An 18463-nucleotide genomic window follows, 5' to 3' on the forward strand; every position below is an offset into this window, starting at 1 on the left:
TGTCAGCGCGACTGCGGCGCCGCGGGGGCGGCCGGCGCCGCCGGGGTGGCCGGCGCGGAACCTTGGGTCGCGGGCGCGTCGCCCTGCTGCTGGCGCAGCTGGTCGAGGACGTTGCCGGCCGGCGGGGTGCCGGTCTGGCCCGCCGGGGCCCGGGTGCCGGCCCCGTCGAAGATCGAGCGCGGCCCGGCGCCCCGGTGCGACATGATGGCCAGGATCATGCTGGTGGCGAAGAACAGGGCCGCCAGGATCGCGGTGGCGCGGGTGAGCGCGTTGGCCTGGCCGCGGCCGGTCATGAAGCCCTGCGTGCCGCCCCCACCGCCGAGGCCGAGGCCGCCCTCGGAGCGCTGCAGCAGCACCACGCCGATCAGGGCGAGGACGATGATCAGGTGGACGACGATCAGGACGGTCTGCATCGGGCTTCCGGGCCGGCCCTCATCGGGCCGCCAACGTGGCAACGGCCGGCACGCGGACGCGTCCGGACCTCCAATTCCGGGCGCTCCTATACGAGAAGTGCGCCGACGCCAAGGGTGGGGAGCGGATTGAGGCTTCGCGAAGGCGCGGGATGAACCCTCCCCCCTCCGCGGGGGAGGGTGGCCTGCGAAGCAGGCCGGGAGAGGGGACGACGCTTCCGGAGAGGACTGAACCGTCCTGAAGGGCGCGTGCTGGATCAGCGTCGCGCTGCCCCTCTCCCGGCCCCTGCTGACGCAGGGACCACCCTCCCCCGCAGAGGGGGGAGGGTTGGGCGTCGCGCCTCACCCCCGCGCCGGGAACCCCTCCTCGAACCGCACCGCCTCGCCCTGCGACGGCTCGGTGAGCGTGCCCTCCCACATCACCGCCTGCCCGCGCACCACCGTGCCGACCGGCCAGCCGGTGACCGCGCGGCCGTCATGGGGCGTCCAGCCGCATTTCGAGGCGATCCAGGCGTTGGTGATGGTCTCGCGGCGCTTGAGGTCCACCACCGTCACGTCGGCGTCGTAGCCCACTGCCAGCCGCCCCTTTCGGGCGATGCCGAAGATGCGTTTCGGGCCGGCGCTGGTCAGGTCGACGAAGCGCTGGAGCGACAGCCGGCCCGCGGCGACGTGGTCGAGCATCACCGGCACCAGGGTCTGCACGCCGGTCATGCCGGAGGGCGAATCCGGATAGGCCTTCCGCTTCTCTTCCAGCGTGTGCGGCGCGTGGTCGGAGCCGAGCACGTCGGCGACGCCTTGCGACAGGCCCCACCACAGCCCGTCGCGATGGCTCACGTCGCGCACCGGCGGGTTCATCTGCACCAGCGTGCCGAGGCGGGCATAGGCCTCGTCCCCGTCGAGGGTGAGGTGGTGCGGCGTCAGCTCGCAGGTCGCCACGTCCTTGTGCTGGCTGAGGTAGCGCATCTCCTCCTTGGTCGAGATGTGCAGGATGTGGATGCGGGCTCCCGTCTCGCGGGCGATGCGCACCAACCGCTCGGTGGCCTTCAGCGCGGCTTCCGGCGAGCGCCAGACCGGATGCGAGGACGGATCGCCCGGCACCCGCAGGCCCTTGCGCTCGCGCAGCATCGCCTCGTCCTCGGCGTGGAAGGCCGAGCGGCGGCGGGTGCGCTTCAGGATCTCGGTGATGCCGGCATCGTCCTCGACGAGGAGCGAGCCGGTGGAGGAGCCGATGAACACCTTGATCCCGGCGGCGCCCGGCAGACGCTCCAGCTCGGCGACATCCTTCGCGTTCTCGTGCGTGCCGCCGACCCAGAACGCGAAGTCGCAATGCATCCGGTGATGCGCGCGCTTCAGCTTGTCGTCGAGCGCGTCGGGGCTCGTGGTCTGCGGCACGGTGTTCGGCATCTCGAACACCGTGGTGACGCCGCCCATCACGGCGGCGCGCGAGCCGGTCTCCAGGTCCTCCTTGTGGTCGAGGCCCGGCTCGCGGAAATGGACCTGGCTGTCGATCACGCCGGGCAGGAGGTGGAGGCCGCGGCAATCCAGGGTGCGGCCGGCGTCAGCCCGCGACAGGTCGCCGATCGCGGCGACGCGCCCGGCCGTCACCCCGATATCGGCCAGACCCTCGCCGTCGTGGTTGACCACGGTGCCGCCGCGCAGGAGGAGGTCGAAGCTCTGGCTCATCGTCGGGTTCTCCTCGTGCGCGATCCGCGTTCACCCGGTGCCCCGATTGAGGGCCGGGCGCAGGCGGCTTATGTCAGCCCCGCCCGCGGTTCAAGCAAAGGACCCCCGATGCCGCTTGCCCTCCTGCCGGACCGTGCCGTCGTGGCCGTCACCGGCGCCGACGTGTCGAGCTTCCTCCAGGGTCTGCTGACCTGCAACGTCGAGACCCTGCCCGAGGGCGAGGCCCGCCTCGGCGCGCTCTTGAGCCCGCAGGGCAAGATCCTGTTCGACTTCCTGGCGAGCCGGGCGCCGGACGGGTTTCACCTGGACGTTGCCCGCGACCGGGTGCCGGACCTCGTCAAGCGCCTGACGCTCTACAAGCTCCGGGCCCAGGTCGCGGTCCAGGCGCTGCCGCTCGCGGTGGCGGCGGGCTGGGGTGCGGACGCGCCCTTCGCCGCGCTGCGCGACGGGCGTCTTCCCGATCTTGGCTGGCGCCTCCACGTGCCCGAGGGCGAAGCGCCCGCAGCGGATGCCGACGCGGCGGCCTACGCGGCCCACCGCATCGGCCTCGGCGTGCCGGAGGGCGGGGTGGACTTCGCGCTCGGTGACGCCTTCCCGCACGAGGCGCTGATGGACCAGCTCGGCGGCGTCGACTTCAAGAAGGGCTGCTACGTCGGCCAGGAGGTGGTGTCGCGGATGCAGCACCGCGGCACCGCCCGCACCCGCATCGTCCCGCTCGCCTATCGCGACGGCGAGGCGGCCCCGAGCGGCGAGCCGGTCACGGCCGGCGAGCGCAGCCTGGGCCAGACCGGCAGTGGCACGGGATCGCGCGGGCTGGCGATGCTTCGCATCGATCGCCTCGGCGAAGCGCTGGCGGCGGGGGAGACGGTGCTCGCGGGTGGGCGGGCGGTGGCGGTCGAGAAGCCGGCTTTCGCGAGTTTCGCGTGGCCGGTGTGAGCCGGCAGAAATCCAAAATCTCTTACCACGTACCTGACATGCTCCGCGTCATCCCGGGGCCGCGACGCGGGGCCCGGGATCCAGAACCGCGGATGGTCCAGGATCAGGCGGAATGCTCTCCGTTTCCTTCTGAACAACCTGAGTGTCTGGATTCCGGGCTCCGCTTCGCGGCCCCGGAATGACGCGGAGGGTATGAAAAGCGGGGGCGCTTGGTCAGGCCTCAGCCGAGCCGTCAGCTCCCTCCCCCGGCCACACCGCCCGCAGCACGAAGACCCGGATCGCCGACGACAGGTTCTGCTCGCCCCGTTCCGCGTCGATCCGCCCGACCAGCGCCTGGACCGAGAGCCCGCGCGCCAGGGCGAGCCGACGCAAGGCCTCCCAGAACGCCGCCTCGAGGGAGACGCTGGTGCGGTGGCCGGCGATGACGAGCGAGCGCTTGAGCAGGCCGCCCTCGGGCAGAGGGCCCGGCGGCGGACCGTCCTCCGGGCTCACGCCTCGGGGTCGGGGGTGTTCAGCCGGTGGCCCTCGTGCCGGGCGGTTTCCAGGCTCTTGCGGGCCTCCTCGCGGGTCTTCGCCACCTTCGGGCGGCCGAAGACGACCCGGTTCTCGGTCGCCTTCGCCTCCTTGGCGGCCCGCTCGCGGGCCTTGCGCACCTGCTTCAGGTTGATGATCTCGGCCATGACCCGATCCTCCGCACCCCCGCCAGTGGGACAACGCCCCGCGCCGGGATAAGCTGCGCGGGGCGGATGTCAGCTTGCGGTTATTCCGCGCTCGGCGCCAGCATGTCCTCCGGGCGCACCACCGCGTCGAACTGCGCCTCGGTGACGTAGCCGAGGCGGAGCGCCTCCTGCTTGAGCGTGGTGCCGTTCTTGTGCGCGGTCTTGGCGATCTCGGCGGCCTTGTCGTAGCCGATGGTCGGCGCGAGCGCGGTGACGAGCATCAGCGAGCGGCTCATCAGGTCGGCGATGCGGTCGTGGTTCGGCTTGATGCCGACGACGCAATTGTCGGCGAAGCTCACCGCCGCGTCGGCGATGAGCCGCACCGATTGCAGCACCGCGTTGGCGATCACCGGCTTGTAGACGTTGAGCTCGAGGTGGCCCTGGCTGCCGGCCATCGACACGGTGGTGCCGTTGCCGATCACCTGGCAGCACACCATCGTCATCGCCTCGGCCTGGGTCGGGTTGACCTTGCCGGGCATGATCGAGGAGCCGGGCTCGTTCTCGGGCAGCGAGATCTCGCCGAGGCCCGAGCGCGGGCCGGAGCCCATCAGGCGGATGTCGTTGGCGATCTTGAACAGGCCGCTCGCCAGCGCGTTGAGCGCGCCTTGGGTGAAGACCAGGGCGTCGTGGGTCGCCAGCGCCTCGAACTTGTTCTCGGCCGAGGTGAAGGGCAGCCCGGTCAGCTCCGCCACCTTGGCGGCGAATTTCTCTGCGAACTCGGGATGCGCGTTGAGGCCGGTGCCGACGGCGGTGCCGCCCTGCGCCAGCGCCAGCACGCCCGGCAGCGTCGCGCCGACGCGGGCGCCGCCGAGCGCCACCTGCGCGGCGTAGCCGGAGAATTCCTGGCCGAGCGTGACCGGGGTCGCATCCTGGAGGTGGGTGCGGCCGATCTTGACGATCTCGCCAAATTCCTTGGCCTTGGCGTCGAGGGCGCCGTGCAGGTGCCGGAGCGCCGGCATCAGACGGTCGTTGATCTCGCGCGCCACCGCGATGTGCATCGCGGTCGGGAAGACGTCGTTCGAGGACTGGCCGCGGTTGACGTGGTCGTTCGGATGCACCGGCGACTTGCCGCCGCGCTTGCCGCCGAGCCGCTCGTTGGCGAGGCTGCCGATGACCTCGTTGGCGTTCATGTTCGACTGGGTGCCCGAGCCGGTCTGCCAGACCACCAGCGGGAACTCGCCGTCGTGCTTGCCCTCGACCACCTCGGCGGCCGACGCCGCGACCGCCTCGGCGACCTTCGGATCGAGCACGCCGAGGTCGCGGTTCACCAGCGCGGCGGCCTGCTTGACGAGGCCGAGCGCGTGGACGAGGGGGGCGGGCATCCGCTCGGTGCCGATGCGGAAATTCTGGATCGAGCGCTGGGTCTGGGCGCCCCAGTAGCGGTCCGCCGGGACTTCGATCGGCCCGAACGTGTCGGATTCCGTGCGGGTGGCTTTCTCGGTCGGCGACATCTTGGCCTCTTTGGCGGTGCGAAACGGCGCCTACTTAAGCCAAGAGCGGGCCAAGCGCGATGCCCTGGCGGGCATCGAATCACCCCTCCCGAAATCGCGCCCGTTCCTCGAAGGAGTCCGGATGCCCTCGCCTGCGGCGGCCGTGGCCGCCCCCTTCCGTCCCGCCGTGCCCCGCCCGCGCACCGAGCCGATGGGACTGTTCAGCTTCCTGCGCGCCGCCCGCGCCAACCCGCTGACCACCTGGTACGAGGAACATTTCGAGCAGCCGATCGTCACCGGCGAGGGCGCGCTCGGCCGCGTCACGGTGGTGAGCGAGCCGGCGGCGATCCGCCACGTGCTGGTCGACAACGCCGCCAATTACCGCAAGGACGACCTGCAGCGCCGGGTGCTGGCGCCGGGTCTCGGCAACGGGCTGCTCACCGCCGAGGGCGACGAGTGGCGCCTCCAGCGGCGCACGCTGGCGCCGATCTTCTCACCCCGCCACGTCGCCCGCTTCGAGGCCCCGATGGGCGAGGCCGCCGCCCGCCTCGCCCGCCGGCTGAAGAAGCGCGACGGCCAGAGCGTCGACGCGGCGCTCGAGATGACCCGCGTCACCCTCGACGTGCTCGAGCGCACCATCTTCACCCACGGCCTGGCGCGGGAGCCCGACGCGCTCGGGCGCGCCATCACCCGCTACTTCGAGGCGCTCGGGCCGATCGACCCCCTCGACGTGTTCGGCATGCCGGACTGGCTGCCGCGGATCGGCCGCCTCAAGGCGCGGCCGGCGCTCCGCTTCTTCGCCGAGGTGGTGGACGAATTGATCGAGCGCCGCCGGGCGCTCGTCACCTCGGGCGAGGAGGCGCCTCACGACCTCCTCACCCTCCTTCTCAAGGCGCAGGATCCGGAGACCGGGCGCGGCCTGTCCGACCTGGAGGTGCGGGCCAACATCGTCACCTTCATCGGCGCGGGCCACGAGACCACCGCCAACGCGCTGACCTGGACGCTCTACTGCCTGTCGCAGGACGAGGCCGCCCGCGAGGCGGTCGAGGCCGAGGTCGATGCCGCCTTCGCGGAGAATCCGGCCCCTGGCATGGACGCCCTGCCCCGGGCCAAGGCGGCCCTGGAGGAGGCGATGCGCCTGTTCCCGCCGGTGCCGTTCATGAGCCGGCAGGCGCTCGCCGAGGACCGGATCGGGCGGATCAAGATCCCCCGCGGCTCGCTGGTGACGGTGGCTCCTTACGTGCTGCACCGCCATCGCCGGCTGTGGGACGAGCCCGACGCCTTCATTCCCGAGCGCTTCCTGCCGGAGAACCGCGCCCGCATCGACCGCTACGCCTACCTGCCGTTCGGGGCGGGGCCGCGGGTCTGCATCGGCGCGAGCTTTTCCCTGATGGAGGCGACCCTGGTACTCGCCCACGTGCTCCACGCGGTGCGCCTCGACCGGGCGCCGGAGGCCGGGCCGGTGGTGCCGCTGCACCGGGTCACGCTGCGGCCGCAGGACGGGCTGCGGATGCGGGTGACGGCGCGGGGGTAAGGCTCACACCTGATCGAAATCCACCGTCACCCGCCCGGAGGTCGGCCGGGCCTGGCAGGTGAGGACGAAGCCGGCCTCGACCTCCCAGGGTTCGAGCGAGTAGTTCACCGCCATGTCGACGCTGCCGTCCACCACCTTGGCGCGGCAGGTGCAGCACATCCCGCCCCGGCACGAATAGGGCAGGTCGAGGCCGGCGCGGATCGCCGCGTCGAGCACAGCCTCGCCCTCGGCGACCGGCACCTCGGTGGCGATGCCGTCGGTGATCACCGTGGCGAGCGCGGCCGGCGCCGCCGTCGCGGAGACCGGGCGGGCGGCGCGGGTCCGGCCCGGCTCCGAGGGCGTGAAGCGCTCGACATGGACGCGCTCGCGCGGCAGGCCGAGACCGAGCAGAGCGCCCTCGACCGCGTCGATCATCTCGCCCGGGCCGCACACGAAGGCGTGGTCGACGAGGGACGCCGGCACGATGGTGCGCAGGAACAGGGCCGCCTTCTCGCCGTCGAGGCGGCCGTTGAGGACCGAGAGGTCCTGCGTCTCGCGCGACAGGACGTGGAAGACGGACAACCGGTCGAGGAAGCGGTCCTTCAGGCTCTCCAGCGCCTCGCGGAACAGGATCGAGCCGGTGGCACGGTTGCCGTAGAAGAGGAAGAAGCGGCTCTTCGGCTCGGCCGCGAGCACGGTGCGGATGATCGACAGGATCGGGGTGATCCCGGATCCCGCCGCGAAGCCCACGAAGGTGCGGGCCTCGGATTGTCCCTCGTTCCCTTGGCGGATCTCGACGCCGAAGCGGCCCATCGGCGGCATCACCTCGATCTCGTCGCCGGGCGCGATCGCCTCGTTGGCGAAGCCGGAAAAGAGCCCGCCCTCGACGCGCTTGATCGCGACCCGCAGCTCGGTCTCGCCGACGCCGGAGCAGATCGAGTAGGAGCGCCGCACCTCCTCGCCGTCGACCGTCGCCTTCAGGGTCAGGTACTGGCCGCAGGCGAAGCCGAAGGCGTCGCGCGCATCCTCGGGCACCGCGAAGGCGATCGAGACGGCGTCCGGGGTCTCGCGGCGGATGTCGGCGACGCGCAGGCGATGGAAGCGGGGAGTCATCGGCGCCTCAGATGCACTTGAAGTAATCGAACGGCTCGCGGCAGGCCGTGCAGCGCCACAGCGACTTGCAGGCGGTGGAGCCGAATTCCGAGACCTTTTCCGTCGCGGCCGAGCCGCAATGCGGGCAGGCCACCCGCTCCTCCCCGAACAGGGCGCGACGCGACGCCTTGCCGGCCGGCGGGGCGATGCCGTAGGCGGCGAGCTTGGCCTTGCCGGCCTCCGTCATCCAGTCGGTGGTCCAGGCCGGCGACAGGACCAGGCGCACCCGCGCGTCCGGGATGCCGGCCTGCGCCAGCGCCGTCTGCACCTCGATCCCGATCACGTCCATCGCCGGGCAGCCGGAATAGGTCGGGGTGATCGCGACCTCGACCCGGCCGCCCGCCACCGTCACGTCGCGCAGGACGCCGAGATCCGCGATGGTGAGGACCGGGATCTCCGGGTCGCACACGGTCGCGGCCGCGTCGTGCGCGCGCCGGGCGAGGTCGGCGTCGGAGGGGGTCACCAGGTCGCCCCCGGATGGGCCCGCTGCAGGTATTGCAGGTCGGAGAGGATGAAGCCGAGATGCTCGCTGTGCCGCCCGGCCCGGCCGCCGCTCTGCATCCAGCCGCCCGTGGGACGGGTGAGCGTGGCCTCGGCCAGGATGTGGTCGAGGGTGGCGTCGAACTCCGCCTGTAAGCCGCGCGGGTCGGGCAGCGTGCCGGTCTCGATCAGCGCGGCGTCCGCCGGGTCGACCTCGAACAGCTCGCCGGTATAGGGCCACAGCTCGTCGAGGGCGGCGCGGGCGCGCTGATGGCTCTCGTCGGTGCCGTCGCCGAAGCGGATCAGCCATTCGCCGGAATGGCGCAGGTGGTAGGCGGTCTCCTTCTCGGCCTTCGCGGCGATGGCCGCGAGGGTCGCGTCGCGGGAGCCGGCGAGCGCGCGGTAATACGGATCGATGAAGGCCGAGAACAGCACCTGGCGCACGATCGTCCCGGCGAAGTCGCCGTTCGGCTGCTCGACGAGCAGGCAGTTGCGGTACTGCCCGACCTCGCGGCGATAGGCGAAGTCGTCCTCGGAGAGTCCGTCGCCCGCGACCTCGGCGGCGTAGGCGTAGAAGGAGCGGGCCTGGCCGACGCAGTCGAGGGCGATGTTGGCGAGCGCGATGTCCTCTTCCAGCATCGGCGCGTGACCGCACCACTCGGAGAGCCTGTGCCCGAGGATCAGCGCGTCGTCGGCCCGTCGCAGGATGCCGGCCAGCAGCGGGGTGTCGGTGAGGCTGAGGGAGGTGGTGGGCATGGGGGCCTCGGGAAGTCGGGGGCCTCGGATAAGCAATCGCGCCGGTGACGGACGAGGCACAGGAATCCCCTCTCCCCGCGGGCGGGGAGAGGGCCGTGTCGCCGTTCAGGCGATACGGCAAGCGGAGGTGAAGCCGGAGCGAGGGTGAGGGGGGATTTCCGGAGGAGTCTCACTCGTCGAGACCCCCTCACCCTCGCCCTTCGGGCTCCCTGAGCCCCTTCGGATCTCAGGCCTCTCCCCGCCCGCGGGGAGAGGGGAAACCCGCGCCCCATCCTTGGACGTTGGAGCGCGCGGACAGCGCCCTCACATATGCCCGACCTCGTCCGGCACCTCGTAGAAGGTCGGATGCCGGTAGATCTTCGAGGCGGTGGGCTCGAACAGCACGTCCTTGTCGGCCGGATCCGAGGCGACGATCGCCGCGGAGGGCACGACCCAGAGCGACAGCCCCTCGCCGCGGCGCGTATAGACGTCGCGGGCGGCCTGGAGCGCCATCGCGGGATCGGTCGCGTGGAGCGAACCGACATGCTTGTGCGCCAAGCCGTTGCGGGAGCGGATGAACACCTCCCAGAGCGGGATCTTCTGCTCGGGCATCGGTCCCTCCCTCACGCGGCTTCGGGCAGGGCGGCGGCCTGCGCCGCGCGCCGGGCGCGCTTCTCGGCATGCGCCATCGCCGCCTCGCGCACCCAGGCGCCGGCGGCGTGGGCGTCGCGGCGCTGCTTCATGCGCTGGCGGTTGCAGGGGCCGTTGCCGGCGAGCACCTGCTTGAACTCCTCCCAGTCGATCGCGCCGTAGCGCCAGTGGCCGGCCGCCTCGTCGTAGGCGAGATCGGGATCCGGGAAGGTCAGGCCGAGATACTGGCCCTGCGGCACCGTCGCGTCGACGAATTTCTGGCGCAGCTCGTCGTTCGAGAAGCGCTTGATCTTCCACTTCGTCGATTGGTCGGAATGCTGGCTCTCGGCGTCGGGCGGGCCGAACATCATCAGGCAGGGCCACCACCAGCGGTTCAGGGCGTCCTGCGCCATCGCCTTCTGCTCGGGCGTGCCGCGGCAGAGCGTCAGCATGATCTCGTAGCCCTGGCGCTGGTGGAAGCTCTCCTCCTTGCAGACGCGGATCATCGCGCGGGCGTAGGGGCCGTAGGAGCAGCGGCAGAGCGGGATCTGGTTCATGATCGCCGCCCCATCGACCAGCCAGCCGATCGCGCCGATATCGGCCCAGGTCAGGGTCGGGTAGTTGAAGATCGAGGAATACTTGGCGCGACCGGCGAGCAGCTGCTCGAACATCTCCTCGCGGCTGGTGCCGAGGGTCTCGGCCGCCGAGTAGAGGTAGAGCCCGTGGCCGGCCTCGTCCTGAACCTTGGCCAGAAGGGCCGCCTTGCGCTTCAGCGTCGGCGCCCGGGTGATCCAGTTGCCCTCCGGCAGCATGCCGACGATCTCGGAATGGGCGTGCTGCGAGATCTGCCGGGTCAGCGTGCGGCGGTAGGCCTCCGGCATCCAGTCGTTCGGCTCGATGCGCTCCTCGGCATCGACCCGCGCCTGGAACCGGGCCGCACGGTCCGCGTCCTCGGGGCCGCCGAGCGCGGCCGTGCTGTCCTTGGCGTTCAGGGCCTGCGTGTACATGGCCGCGCCTCCCTCACTGTTCTGAATCTCAATATGTCACGGAATTTTTGATTTGCAAGATTTTTCGTAACACGTTGCGGTGCGGCACGCCCGCCGGAGGACCGCGATCAGGCGGCGAACCGCGCCGCGAATTCCGCGCCGGCCGGCGGCAGCGGGCCGGAATCGGTGGTGGCGTTGGCGTCGAGCCAGGCTTCCGCCGCCGGCGCGACGGCGCGGTAGAGCGCGGCGCAGAGATCCCGCGCCGCGGCGCCGGGCCAGTCCTCCGGCAGGAGGTCGGCCGGCAGCAGCGGGTCCTTGAGCACGGCGCGGCGGTACTCGTGGATCAGGAGGATGCGCAGCACCAGGGCGTCGAGCCCCGCCGGCGGATGCGCCGCCACGGCCCTCCCCGCCGCCGCGAAGGTGGCGGCGAAGCGGGCGTAGCGATCGGCCACCTCCGCCACCGGCCAGGCGCGGGCGGCGAGGCGGCGGGCGGTGGCGGCATCCTCGGGCCGGGCGGCGAGGCGCAACGCCCCCTCCCCCGCGGCCCCCTCCCCCGCGCCCGCAGCGGGCCTTGATCCGATCATCAGGTCTGGCGCGAGGCTGCCGTAGCCGGCGCCCGCGAGCTCGGCCCTGAGGTCGTTGGTGCCGTCGAGAAGCAGGAGGTCGAAGGTGCCGGACCAGGCCGGGGCCGGCGGGCCGTAGATCCGGGCGGTCGCCCGGGCGAAGGCGGCGGCGCCGGAGCCGGTCAGGCGGTAGAAGCTGTTGCGACCGAGCTTCCAGCGCTCGAACCAGCCGTCGGCGACCAGCCGCGACAGGGCGGTGCGCACCACCCCGTCGCCGATGCGGAAGGCCCGGGTGATCGCGAGCAGCGATTCCAGCGACAGCACCCCGCCGCGGGGCACCACCGCGTCGCCGAAGACCGTGACCACCAGGGAGCCGGCGCGGATCGGCGTGCGGGCGTGGAAGTGGTCGATGAGCGGCGCGAGGAGATCGGGCATCCGGGTCCTGTGCGGAGCGTCGGACTGTCCGGACGCGAACGATGCGAGGGACCTCCCCTCTCCCGAGTGGGAGAGGGGTCGGGGGTGAGGGTGGCTCGGTTTCAGAATAAGTCGCCAAGCGTCGAGCTGCGAAGCTCGAAGGTTCAGGATTATTGCGGAGACCGAGCCACCCTGCGCGATCTTCGATCGCCCCTACCCCTCTCCCACTCGGGAGAGGGGATCCCGCGCCATCTTCGTCCGCTGGGTTGTCCGGACAGCGCTGGTTTTACGTGGCCTTCCGATAGCCGCGTCCGCAGGATCCTGTCGAGACTCCTCCGCTTGACCAACCGGCCGGTCGGTCAATAATGACCAACTAACGATAGGAGGGACGCCATGCGGCTGGAGAGCTACGTCCAGGGACGCTGGATCGCGCCGGGGGGAGACTGGACCGGCATCCGCAGCGCCGTGACCGGCGCGGTGGTGGCCGAGATCGGCCAGGGCGGCGTGGCGATGGCCGAGGTGCTGGACCATGCCCGCCGGGTCGGCGGTCCGGGCTTACGGCGCCTCACCTTCCACCAGCGCGCCGAGATGCTGAAGCGGCTGGCGGCCTACCTCAACGAGCGCCGGGACGGGCTCTACGCCCTCTCGCACCAGACCGGCGCGACCCGCACCGACAACCTGATCGACATCGACGGCGGCATCGGCACCCTGTTCGTCTACGCCTCGAAGGGCCGGCGCGAATTGCCGAACGCCACCTTCCTGATCGACGGGGCGGTGGAGCCGCTGTCGCGGGGCGGCAGCTTCGTCGGGCGCCACGTGATGACGGCGCGGACCGGCTGCGCCGTCCACATCAACGCCTTCAACTTCCCGTGCTGGGGCCTGCTCGAGAAGCTGGCGCCCGCGATCCTCGCCGGCGTGCCGGTGGTGACGAAGCCCGCCACGATCACGGCTTACGTCGCCCACGCCCTGGTGCGGCTGATCGCCGAATCCGGCATCCTGCCGGACGGCGCGCTGCAATGCGTGGTCGGGCCGACCGGCGACCTGTTCGACCACCTCACCGGGCAGGACGTGGTGTCGTTCACCGGCTCGGCCGAGACGGCGCAGAGGCTCCAGCGTCATCCCGTCATCGCCCGCGAGGCGGTGCATTTCGTCGCCGAGCGCGATTCGCTCAACGCCGCGATCCTTGGCCCCGAGGCCGGGCCGGGCACGCCGGAATTCGACCTCTACATCAAGGAGGTCGCCAAGGAGATGACGGTCAAGGCCGGGCAGAAATGCACCGCGATCCGCCGGGCGCTGGCGCCCCGCGCCCACGTCCCGGCGGTGATCGAGGCGTTGCAGCGGCGTTTGGCTTCGGTGCGGATCGGCGATCCCGCCCGCGAGGGCGTACGGATGGGGCCGGTGGTGGGCCTGTCCCAGCGCCGCGACGTGCTCGCCCGGGTCGAGGCGCTGCGGGCGGAAGCCGAGTTGGTTTTCGGCGACCCGAGCCGGATCACCGTCGAGGGAGCCGATCCCGAGACCGGCGCCTTCCTGCCGCCGCTGCTGCTCCACTGCGCCGATCCGCTCCGGGCCCGGCAGGTGCACCAGCTCGAGGCCTTCGGCCCGGTCTGCACCGTGATGGGCTATGACGGGCTGGAGGAGGCGGCGGTGCTCGCCAATCGCGGCGAGGGCAGCCTCGTCGCCTCGCTCTACACCCACGATCCGGCGGCGGCGGCGGAACTGGTCTTCGGGGTCGGGGCCTATCACGGCCGCCTCGTCGTCCTCGACCGCGACTGTGCCAAGGAGCAGACCGGCCACGGCTCGCCGATGCCGCACATGATGCATGGCGGCCCCGGCCGGGCCGGCGGCGGCGAGGAACTGGGGGGCGTGCGGGCGCTGCACCACTACATGCAGCGCACGGCGCTCCAGGGCTCGCCCGCGATGCTGAGCCGGATCACGCAGAGCTGGATCAAGGGCGCGCCGGAGACGGTGGTCCCCGAGCATCCGTTCCGCTGCCACTTCGAGGACCTGGAGATCGGCCGCAGCTTCCACTCGGCCGAGCGGGTGATCACGCTTCAGGACATTGAGCACTTCGCGCATTTCACCGGCGACACCTTCTACGCCCATATGAGCGAGGAGGCGACGAAGGGCCACCCGTTCTTCCCCGGCCGGGTGGCCCACGGCTACCTGCTCCTGTCCTTCGCCGCCGGCCTGTTCGTCGATCCCGATCCGGGCCCGGTCCTGGCGAATTACGGCCTGGATTCCCTGCGCTTCCTCAAGCCGATCCAGCCCGGCGAGGCGATCCGGGTGCGGCTCACCGCCAAGGAGAAGTCGCCGCGCAACGCCCAGTACGGCGAGGTGCGCTGGGACGTGGAGATCCAGACGGCCGCGGGCGAGACGGCGGCGACCTACGAGTTGCTGACGATGAACGCGATGCGGGGGGCGTGAGGGGCGCCGAGAGAAGCGCCTCTGAACCCTCCTCCCTCTGCGGGGGAGGGTGCCCGGCGGAGCCGGGCGGGAGAGGGGACGCCGCTTCCGGAGAGATCTGAACCGTTCTGAAGGGCGTGCGCTGAATCAGCGTCGCGCTGCCCCTCTCCCGCCCTGCATTCGCAGGGCACCCTCCCCCGCAGAGGGGGGAGGGTTCGAGGGCGCGCCCGTGACTACCCGAACCGCCCCGCCCGCAGCGCCGCCACATCCACCCCCGGCCCCCGCCCCGCCAGCAGATCCGCCACGATCCGCCCCGTCGCGGCGCTCTGCGTCAGCCCGAGATGGCCGTGGCCGAAGGCGTAGAGGATCCGCGGGCTCGCCCGCGACGGGCCGATCACCGGCAGGCTGTCGGGGAGCGAGGGGCGGAAGCCCATCCATTGTCGGCCGCCCTCGATCCGCAAGCCCGGCAGGAAGGCGGCGGCCTTGCGCAGCATCGCGTCGGCGCGGGCGAAGTTCGGCGGGCGGCGGAGGCCGCCGAACTCGACGGCGCCGCCGACCCGCAGGCCGGTCGCGAGGGGCGTCACCACGAAGCCGTGGCCGCCGAAGGTGAGCTGGCGGCGAAGGTCGAAGGCGCCGGGCGGCAGCGTGGTGTTGTAGCCGCGCTCGGTGTCGAGCGGCACCCGGTCGCCGAGGCGGCGGGCGAGAGCGCGGGACCAGGCCCCGGCGGCGAGCACGCAGGCATCCGTTCTGAGCGCCGTGCCGTCGGCGAGCGCCACGTTCACGGCCCCGCCCTCGGGCGCGATGTCCCGCACCTCGCCCCGCACGAGCGTCGCGCCCTTCGCCATGACGTCGGCGTGGAGCGCCAGGGCGAAACGGTGGGGGTCGTCGACCGTCATCCAGTTCGGCGTGAAGGTGCCGGCGACGAACCGGGGCGACAGGCCGGGCTGCAGCTCGGCGAGGCGGGTGCCGCGGACATGCTCGAAGGCGATGCCCTCCCGCGCCCGGGCGGCCCAGCCGGGCTCGGAGGCGGAGAGCTCCGCCTCGCTCTCGTAGAGTTCGAGGTTGCCGTCGCGGCGCAAGCGCCCGGCGAGGCCGGCCGAGGCCACCATCGCCTCCATCGCCGGCGCGGCGAGCCGCATCAGGCCGCACTGGACCTCCGTCGCGTGGCGGTGGCGGTCGGGCAGGCTCGCGCGCCAGAAGCGCAGGAGCCAGGGGGCGATCCGCGGCAGGTAGGCCGGCGGCAGCGCCAGCGGCCCGAGGGGATCGAGCACCCAGCGCGGAGCCTTGCGCAGGATGCCCGGCGAGGCGAGCGGCAGCACGTCGGTGAAGGCGAGCGCCCCGGCATTGCCGAAGCTCGCGCCCTCCGCGACGCCGCCGCGCTCGATCAGCCGCACCCGCCAGCCCTCGGCGAGGCAGTGATGGGCGATGGCGAGGCCGACGATGCCGGCCCCGACGATGGCGACCTCGCGGGGCAAGGCGGCTCCGTTACGCGGCGAGCTTCAGGGACGGGCGGCGCTCCAAAGCCGTGCGGATGATCGCCTCGACCGCCGCGCGACGCTCGCCCGAGAGGGGCTTCCTCGGCATGCGGACGTGCTCGGTCGAGCCGATCGCCAGCGCCTCGGCGAGCTTGATGTTCTGGACCAGGAAGGTCGAGACGTCGAGATCGAGGAGCGGGCGGAACCAGCGGTAGATCTCGAGGGCTTCCGCGGTCCGGCCCTGCTTCATCAGCCGGTAGATCGCCACCGTCTCCTCCGGGAAGGCGACGACCAGGCCCGCGACCCAGCCGACGGCGCCGACGCTGAGCGCCTCGAAGGCGAGGTTGTCGACGCCGGTCAGCACCGCGAAGCGGTCGCCGAAATGGTTGAGGATCTCGGTGGTGCGGCGGATGTCGTCGGAGGATTCCTTGATCGCGACGAAGCGGGAATCGGCGGCGAGCCGCTCCATGATCCGCGGCGTCACGTCGACCCGGTAGGCGATGCGGTTCGAGTAGATCATCACCGGCAGGTCGCCGGCGGCGGCCACCGCGGTCAAGGTGGCGACGGTCTCGTCCTCGTCGGTGTGATAGATCGGGCTCGGCACCACCATCAGGCCGGCCGCCCCCGCCTTGGCGGCACGGGCGGCGAGCGCGCAGGCCTCGCGGGTACCGGCCTCCGAGACGGTGAGCAGCACCGGATGGGGACCTGCGACCGACAGGGCGGTCTTCAGCACGTCGAGGCGCTCGTCCTGCGACAGCATCGGGCCCTCGCCGAGCGAGCCGCAGACGATGAGGCCGTCGCAGCCGGCCTTCATCTGGAGGGCGAAGCAGCGCTCCATCTCGGCGTGGTCGAGGGCGCCGTCGGCGGTGAACTTGGTGGTGACGGCGGGAATGACGCCTGTCCACATGGGTCTGTCTCCTTCAAGGGTTTTCTTCGGGTTGGAACGTCAGGCCGCCTTGGCGACCGGGGGATGCTCCGCTTCGGGCAGCGGACGCGCCGCCCGGGCGGCGCGGCGGTGGCGCCAGTGCAGCCACTCGCCGACGACGCCGCGGCGGAAGAACGAGACGCAGAGGATGAAGATCAGGCCGATCACCACCGTGACGAGGTCGCCGATGGTGGCGAGGTAGTTCTGCAGGCCGACCACCAGGGCGGCGCCGACGAGGGGCCCGAACAGGGTGCCGACGCCGCCGAGCAGCGTCATCAGCACCACCTCGGTCGAGGTGTGCAGCGAGACGTCGTTGAGCGAGACGAGACCGAAGACCAGGGCCTTGAGGGCGCCAGCATAGCCGGCGAGCGCCGCCGAGAGCACGAAGGCGAGGAGCTGGAAGCGCGACGCGTCGTAGCCGAGCGAGACCGCCCGCGCCTCGTTGTCGCGCACCGCCTGGAGGATCTGGCCGAAGGGCGAGTGCACCACCCGGTCGATGAACAGGAAGCCGGCGGCGAACAGCGCCAGCGCGACGTAGTACATCGCGGTGTCCGACGACAGGTCGACGAGACCGAGCAGCGTGCCGCGCGGGATGCCCTGGAGCCCGTCCTCGCCGCCGGTCCAGCGGAACTGCACCGCCAGGAAGTAGACGATCTGCGACAGGGCGAGCGTGATCATCGCGAAGTAGATGCCGCGCCGGCGGATCGCGAGACCGCCGATCGCGAAGCCGACGAGGGCCGAGGCCGCGACGCCGGCCAGGAACGCCGCCGGCACCCCGAGCGGGTGGGCGCCGAACCGGATCATCAGCGCGCCGGTGACGTAGCCGGCGGTGCCGAGGAAGGCGGCGTGGGCGAAGGAGACGAGGCCGGTGAAGCCGAGCAAGAGGTTGAACGCGCAGGCGAACAGCCCGTAGGCCATCACCTTCATGACGAAGATCGGGTAGATCAGCCCCGGCACCAGCGGCACCAGGACGAAGAGCGCGACGAGGGCGGCGAAGAGTGCTTTCGTGTTCATCTCACGCCTCGCGCCCGAACAGGCCGGCCGGGCGCAGCAGCAGCGCCAGGGCCATGATGACGAAGACCACCACGGTCGAGGCCTCCGGATACACCACCTTGGTCAGCCCCTCGATTAGCCCGAGGCCGAGGCCGGTGAGCATCGCGCCGAGGATCGAGCCGAGGCCGCCGATCACCACCACGGCGAACACGATGTTGAGGAGGCTCCCGCCCATCAGCGGAGTGATCTGCATGATGGGGGCGGCGAGCACCCCGGCGATGCCGGCGAGCGCGACCCCGAAGCCGTAGGTCAGGGTGATCATCACCGGCACGTTGATGCCGAAGGCCTGGAGCAGGCGCGGATTCTCGGTGCCGGCGCGGAGATAGGCGCCGAGCTTGGTGCGCTCGAAGAGGTACCAGGTGGCGAGACAGATCAGCAGCGAGGCCGCGACCACGAACACCCGGTACTTCGGCAGCAGCATGAAGCCGACATCGACCGGCCCCTGAAGAATCTCCGGCGGCTCGTAGCCCTGGCCGGAGACGCCGAAGACGTAGCGGAAGCCGCCCTCCATCACCAGCGCCACCCCGAAGGTGAGGAGCAGGCCGTAGAGGTGATCGAGGTGGTAGAGCCGGCGCAGGAGCGTGCGCTCGATCGCCATGCCGAAGACCGCGACGAGGGCCGGCGCCAGCACCAGGGCGAGCCAGAAATTCACCTGGAGGTCCGGCTGGCCGAGCCAGGGGCCGACCTGCGTCAGGCCGATCCAGGCCAGGAAAGCCGCCATCATGAACTGCGCCCCGTGGGTGAAGTTGATGATGTTGAGAAGCCCGAAGATGATCGCCAGCCCCATGCTCAGCATGGCGTAGAAGCAACCGCCGATGAGCCCGATGGTGAGCTGGGCCATGAAGGCCTGGAGGGTGATGTCCGACATGGGGGGACCGGGGAAAGACTAGGGCAGGACGGTTCAGTTCGTCCCCTCCCCCCTCTGCGGGGGAGGGTGGCCTACGGAGTAGGCCGGG

General features: G+C 71.6%; 18 protein-coding genes. 3 read left to right on the top strand and 15 right to left on the bottom strand.

Translation table 11 applies throughout. From position 1 onward, the window contains the following. Window positions 1-2: 2 nt before the first annotated feature. Both secG and DK412_RS06795 read right to left on the bottom strand, forming a co-directional pair. On the bottom strand, window positions 3-413 hold the full coding sequence (secG, locus tag DK412_RS06790; RefSeq protein ID WP_109971322.1) for a preprotein translocase subunit SecG: 411 nt from the start codon (window positions 411-413) through the stop codon (window positions 3-5). Window positions 414-752: 339 nt separating this feature from the next. Further along, complete coding sequence (locus tag DK412_RS06795; protein ID WP_109971323.1) at window positions 753-2093, bottom strand: dihydroorotase; 1341 nt, start codon at window positions 2091-2093, stop codon at window positions 753-755. 108 nt (window positions 2094-2201) lie between these two features. Between DK412_RS06795 and DK412_RS06800 the strand changes: the two genes are divergently transcribed. Then, the gene (locus DK412_RS06800; RefSeq protein WP_109971324.1) at window positions 2202-3029 is read left to right on the top strand and encodes a folate-binding protein YgfZ; all 828 of its coding nucleotides are present in this window, start codon (window positions 2202-2204) and stop codon (window positions 3027-3029) included. A 213-nt stretch (window positions 3030-3242) separates the two neighbouring features. Here DK412_RS06800 and DK412_RS06805 read toward each other — a convergent pair whose 3' ends face one another. The 3 genes from DK412_RS06805 to fumC form a co-directional block, all read right to left on the bottom strand. Next, window positions 3243-3521, bottom strand: coding sequence for a ribbon-helix-helix domain-containing protein (locus DK412_RS06805; protein WP_245447458.1), 279 nt, complete (start codon window positions 3519-3521; stop codon window positions 3243-3245). Continuing rightward, window positions 3518-3709 (bottom strand): DUF4169 family protein, encoded by a 192-nt coding sequence (locus tag DK412_RS06810; protein ID WP_109971325.1) that lies wholly within the window; start codon window positions 3707-3709, stop codon window positions 3518-3520. Before DK412_RS06810 ends, DK412_RS06805 begins: the two co-directional genes overlap by 4 nt. Before the next feature lie 80 nt (window positions 3710-3789). Beyond that, window positions 3790-5199 (bottom strand): class II fumarate hydratase, encoded by a 1410-nt coding sequence (gene fumC / locus DK412_RS06815; RefSeq protein WP_109971326.1) that lies wholly within the window; start codon window positions 5197-5199, stop codon window positions 3790-3792. A gap of 121 nt (window positions 5200-5320) precedes the next feature. On the opposite strand from fumC, the gene DK412_RS06820 reads away from it, so the two are divergent. Beyond that, complete coding sequence (locus DK412_RS06820) at window positions 5321-6712, top strand: cytochrome P450 (RefSeq protein ID WP_109975107.1); 1392 nt, start codon at window positions 5321-5323, stop codon at window positions 6710-6712. A 3-nt stretch (window positions 6713-6715) separates the two neighbouring features. Here DK412_RS06820 and paaE read toward each other — a convergent pair whose 3' ends face one another. From paaE to DK412_RS06850, 6 genes are all read right to left on the bottom strand, one after another. Continuing rightward, window positions 6716-7804 (bottom strand): 1,2-phenylacetyl-CoA epoxidase subunit PaaE, encoded by a 1089-nt coding sequence (paaE, locus tag DK412_RS06825; RefSeq protein WP_109971327.1) that lies wholly within the window; start codon window positions 7802-7804, stop codon window positions 6716-6718. 7 nt (window positions 7805-7811) lie between these two features. After that, on the bottom strand, window positions 7812-8309 hold the full coding sequence (gene paaD, locus DK412_RS30885; RefSeq protein WP_109975108.1) for a 1,2-phenylacetyl-CoA epoxidase subunit PaaD: 498 nt from the start codon (window positions 8307-8309) through the stop codon (window positions 7812-7814). Further along, a complete protein-coding gene (gene paaC / locus DK412_RS30890; protein ID WP_109971328.1) occupies window positions 8303-9079 on the bottom strand; it encodes a 1,2-phenylacetyl-CoA epoxidase subunit PaaC in 777 nt (258 codons plus the stop codon). Before paaC ends, paaD begins: the two co-directional genes overlap by 7 nt. A gap of 303 nt (window positions 9080-9382) precedes the next feature. Next, window positions 9383-9670 carry a 1,2-phenylacetyl-CoA epoxidase subunit PaaB gene (gene paaB, locus DK412_RS06840; protein ID WP_109971329.1) on the bottom strand — a complete coding sequence of 96 codons (288 nt, stop codon included), beginning with the start codon at window positions 9668-9670 and terminating at the stop codon, window positions 9383-9385. Between the two features lie 11 nt (window positions 9671-9681). Then, the gene (paaA, locus tag DK412_RS06845) at window positions 9682-10695 is read right to left on the bottom strand and encodes a 1,2-phenylacetyl-CoA epoxidase subunit PaaA (protein ID WP_109971330.1); all 1014 of its coding nucleotides are present in this window, start codon (window positions 10693-10695) and stop codon (window positions 9682-9684) included. Window positions 10696-10802: 107 nt separating this feature from the next. Then, a complete protein-coding gene (locus tag DK412_RS06850; RefSeq protein WP_109971331.1) occupies window positions 10803-11672 on the bottom strand; it encodes a PaaX family transcriptional regulator C-terminal domain-containing protein in 870 nt (289 codons plus the stop codon). A gap of 372 nt (window positions 11673-12044) precedes the next feature. Between DK412_RS06850 and paaZ the strand changes: the two genes are divergently transcribed. Next, window positions 12045-14075 (top strand): phenylacetic acid degradation bifunctional protein PaaZ, encoded by a 2031-nt coding sequence (gene paaZ / locus DK412_RS06855; RefSeq protein ID WP_109971332.1) that lies wholly within the window; start codon window positions 12045-12047, stop codon window positions 14073-14075. 212 nt (window positions 14076-14287) lie between these two features. On the opposite strand, the gene DK412_RS06860 is transcribed toward paaZ, so the two are convergent. Genes DK412_RS06860 through DK412_RS06875 form a run of 4 tightly spaced genes read right to left on the bottom strand, consistent with a single transcriptional unit; the run spans window position 14288 to window position 18375 of the window. Beyond that, a complete protein-coding gene (locus DK412_RS06860; RefSeq protein WP_109971333.1) occupies window positions 14288-15529 on the bottom strand; it encodes an FAD-dependent oxidoreductase in 1242 nt (413 codons plus the stop codon). A gap of 10 nt (window positions 15530-15539) precedes the next feature. Continuing rightward, a complete protein-coding gene (locus DK412_RS06865) occupies window positions 15540-16436 on the bottom strand; it encodes a dihydrodipicolinate synthase family protein (protein WP_109971334.1) in 897 nt (298 codons plus the stop codon). Window positions 16437-16475: 39 nt separating this feature from the next. Then, window positions 16476-17468, bottom strand: a complete 993-nt coding sequence (locus tag DK412_RS06870; RefSeq protein WP_109971335.1) for a branched-chain amino acid ABC transporter permease — start codon at window positions 17466-17468, stop codon at window positions 16476-16478. Window position 17469: 1 nt separating this feature from the next. Then, complete coding sequence (locus tag DK412_RS06875) at window positions 17470-18375, bottom strand: branched-chain amino acid ABC transporter permease (protein WP_093569327.1); 906 nt, start codon at window positions 18373-18375, stop codon at window positions 17470-17472. Window positions 18376-18463 lie beyond the last annotated feature (88 nt).

This window comes from Methylobacterium sp. 17Sr1-1, assembly GCF_003173775.1.
Lineage (GTDB): Bacteria > Pseudomonadota > Alphaproteobacteria > Rhizobiales > Beijerinckiaceae > Methylobacterium.

What these genes read in the sequence shown, in the direction of transcription:
- fumC (WP_109971326.1), bottom strand. Translation starts at nt 5,199, where the DNA reads ATGTCGCCGACCGAGAAAGCCACCCGCACGGAATCCGACACGTTCGGG.
- paaC (WP_109971328.1), bottom strand. Translation starts at nt 9,079, where the DNA reads ATGCCCACCACCTCCCTCAGCCTCACCGACACCCCGCTGCTGGCCGGC.
- DK412_RS06870 (WP_109971335.1), bottom strand. Translation starts at nt 17,468, where the DNA reads ATGAACACGAAAGCACTCTTCGCCGCCCTCGTCGCGCTCTTCGTCCTG.
- DK412_RS06820 (WP_109975107.1), top strand. Translation starts at nt 5,321, where the DNA reads ATGCCCTCGCCTGCGGCGGCCGTGGCCGCCCCCTTCCGTCCCGCCGTG.
- DK412_RS06795 (WP_109971323.1), bottom strand. Translation starts at nt 2,093, where the DNA reads ATGAGCCAGAGCTTCGACCTCCTCCTGCGCGGCGGCACCGTGGTCAAC.
- paaE (WP_109971327.1), bottom strand. Translation starts at nt 7,804, where the DNA reads ATGACTCCCCGCTTCCATCGCCTGCGCGTCGCCGACATCCGCCGCGAG.
- DK412_RS06875 (WP_093569327.1), bottom strand. Translation starts at nt 18,375, where the DNA reads ATGTCGGACATCACCCTCCAGGCCTTCATGGCCCAGCTCACCATCGGG.
- DK412_RS06800 (WP_109971324.1), top strand. Translation starts at nt 2,202, where the DNA reads ATGCCGCTTGCCCTCCTGCCGGACCGTGCCGTCGTGGCCGTCACCGGC.
- DK412_RS06850 (WP_109971331.1), bottom strand. Translation starts at nt 11,672, where the DNA reads ATGCCCGATCTCCTCGCGCCGCTCATCGACCACTTCCACGCCCGCACG.
- paaB (WP_109971329.1), bottom strand. Translation starts at nt 9,670, where the DNA reads ATGCCCGAGCAGAAGATCCCGCTCTGGGAGGTGTTCATCCGCTCCCGC.
- paaZ (WP_109971332.1), top strand. Translation starts at nt 12,045, where the DNA reads ATGCGGCTGGAGAGCTACGTCCAGGGACGCTGGATCGCGCCGGGGGGA.
- DK412_RS06865 (WP_109971334.1), bottom strand. Translation starts at nt 16,436, where the DNA reads ATGTGGACAGGCGTCATTCCCGCCGTCACCACCAAGTTCACCGCCGAC.
- paaA (WP_109971330.1), bottom strand. Translation starts at nt 10,695, where the DNA reads ATGTACACGCAGGCCCTGAACGCCAAGGACAGCACGGCCGCGCTCGGC.
- DK412_RS06810 (WP_109971325.1), bottom strand. Translation starts at nt 3,709, where the DNA reads ATGGCCGAGATCATCAACCTGAAGCAGGTGCGCAAGGCCCGCGAGCGG.
- secG (WP_109971322.1), bottom strand. Translation starts at nt 413, where the DNA reads ATGCAGACCGTCCTGATCGTCGTCCACCTGATCATCGTCCTCGCCCTG.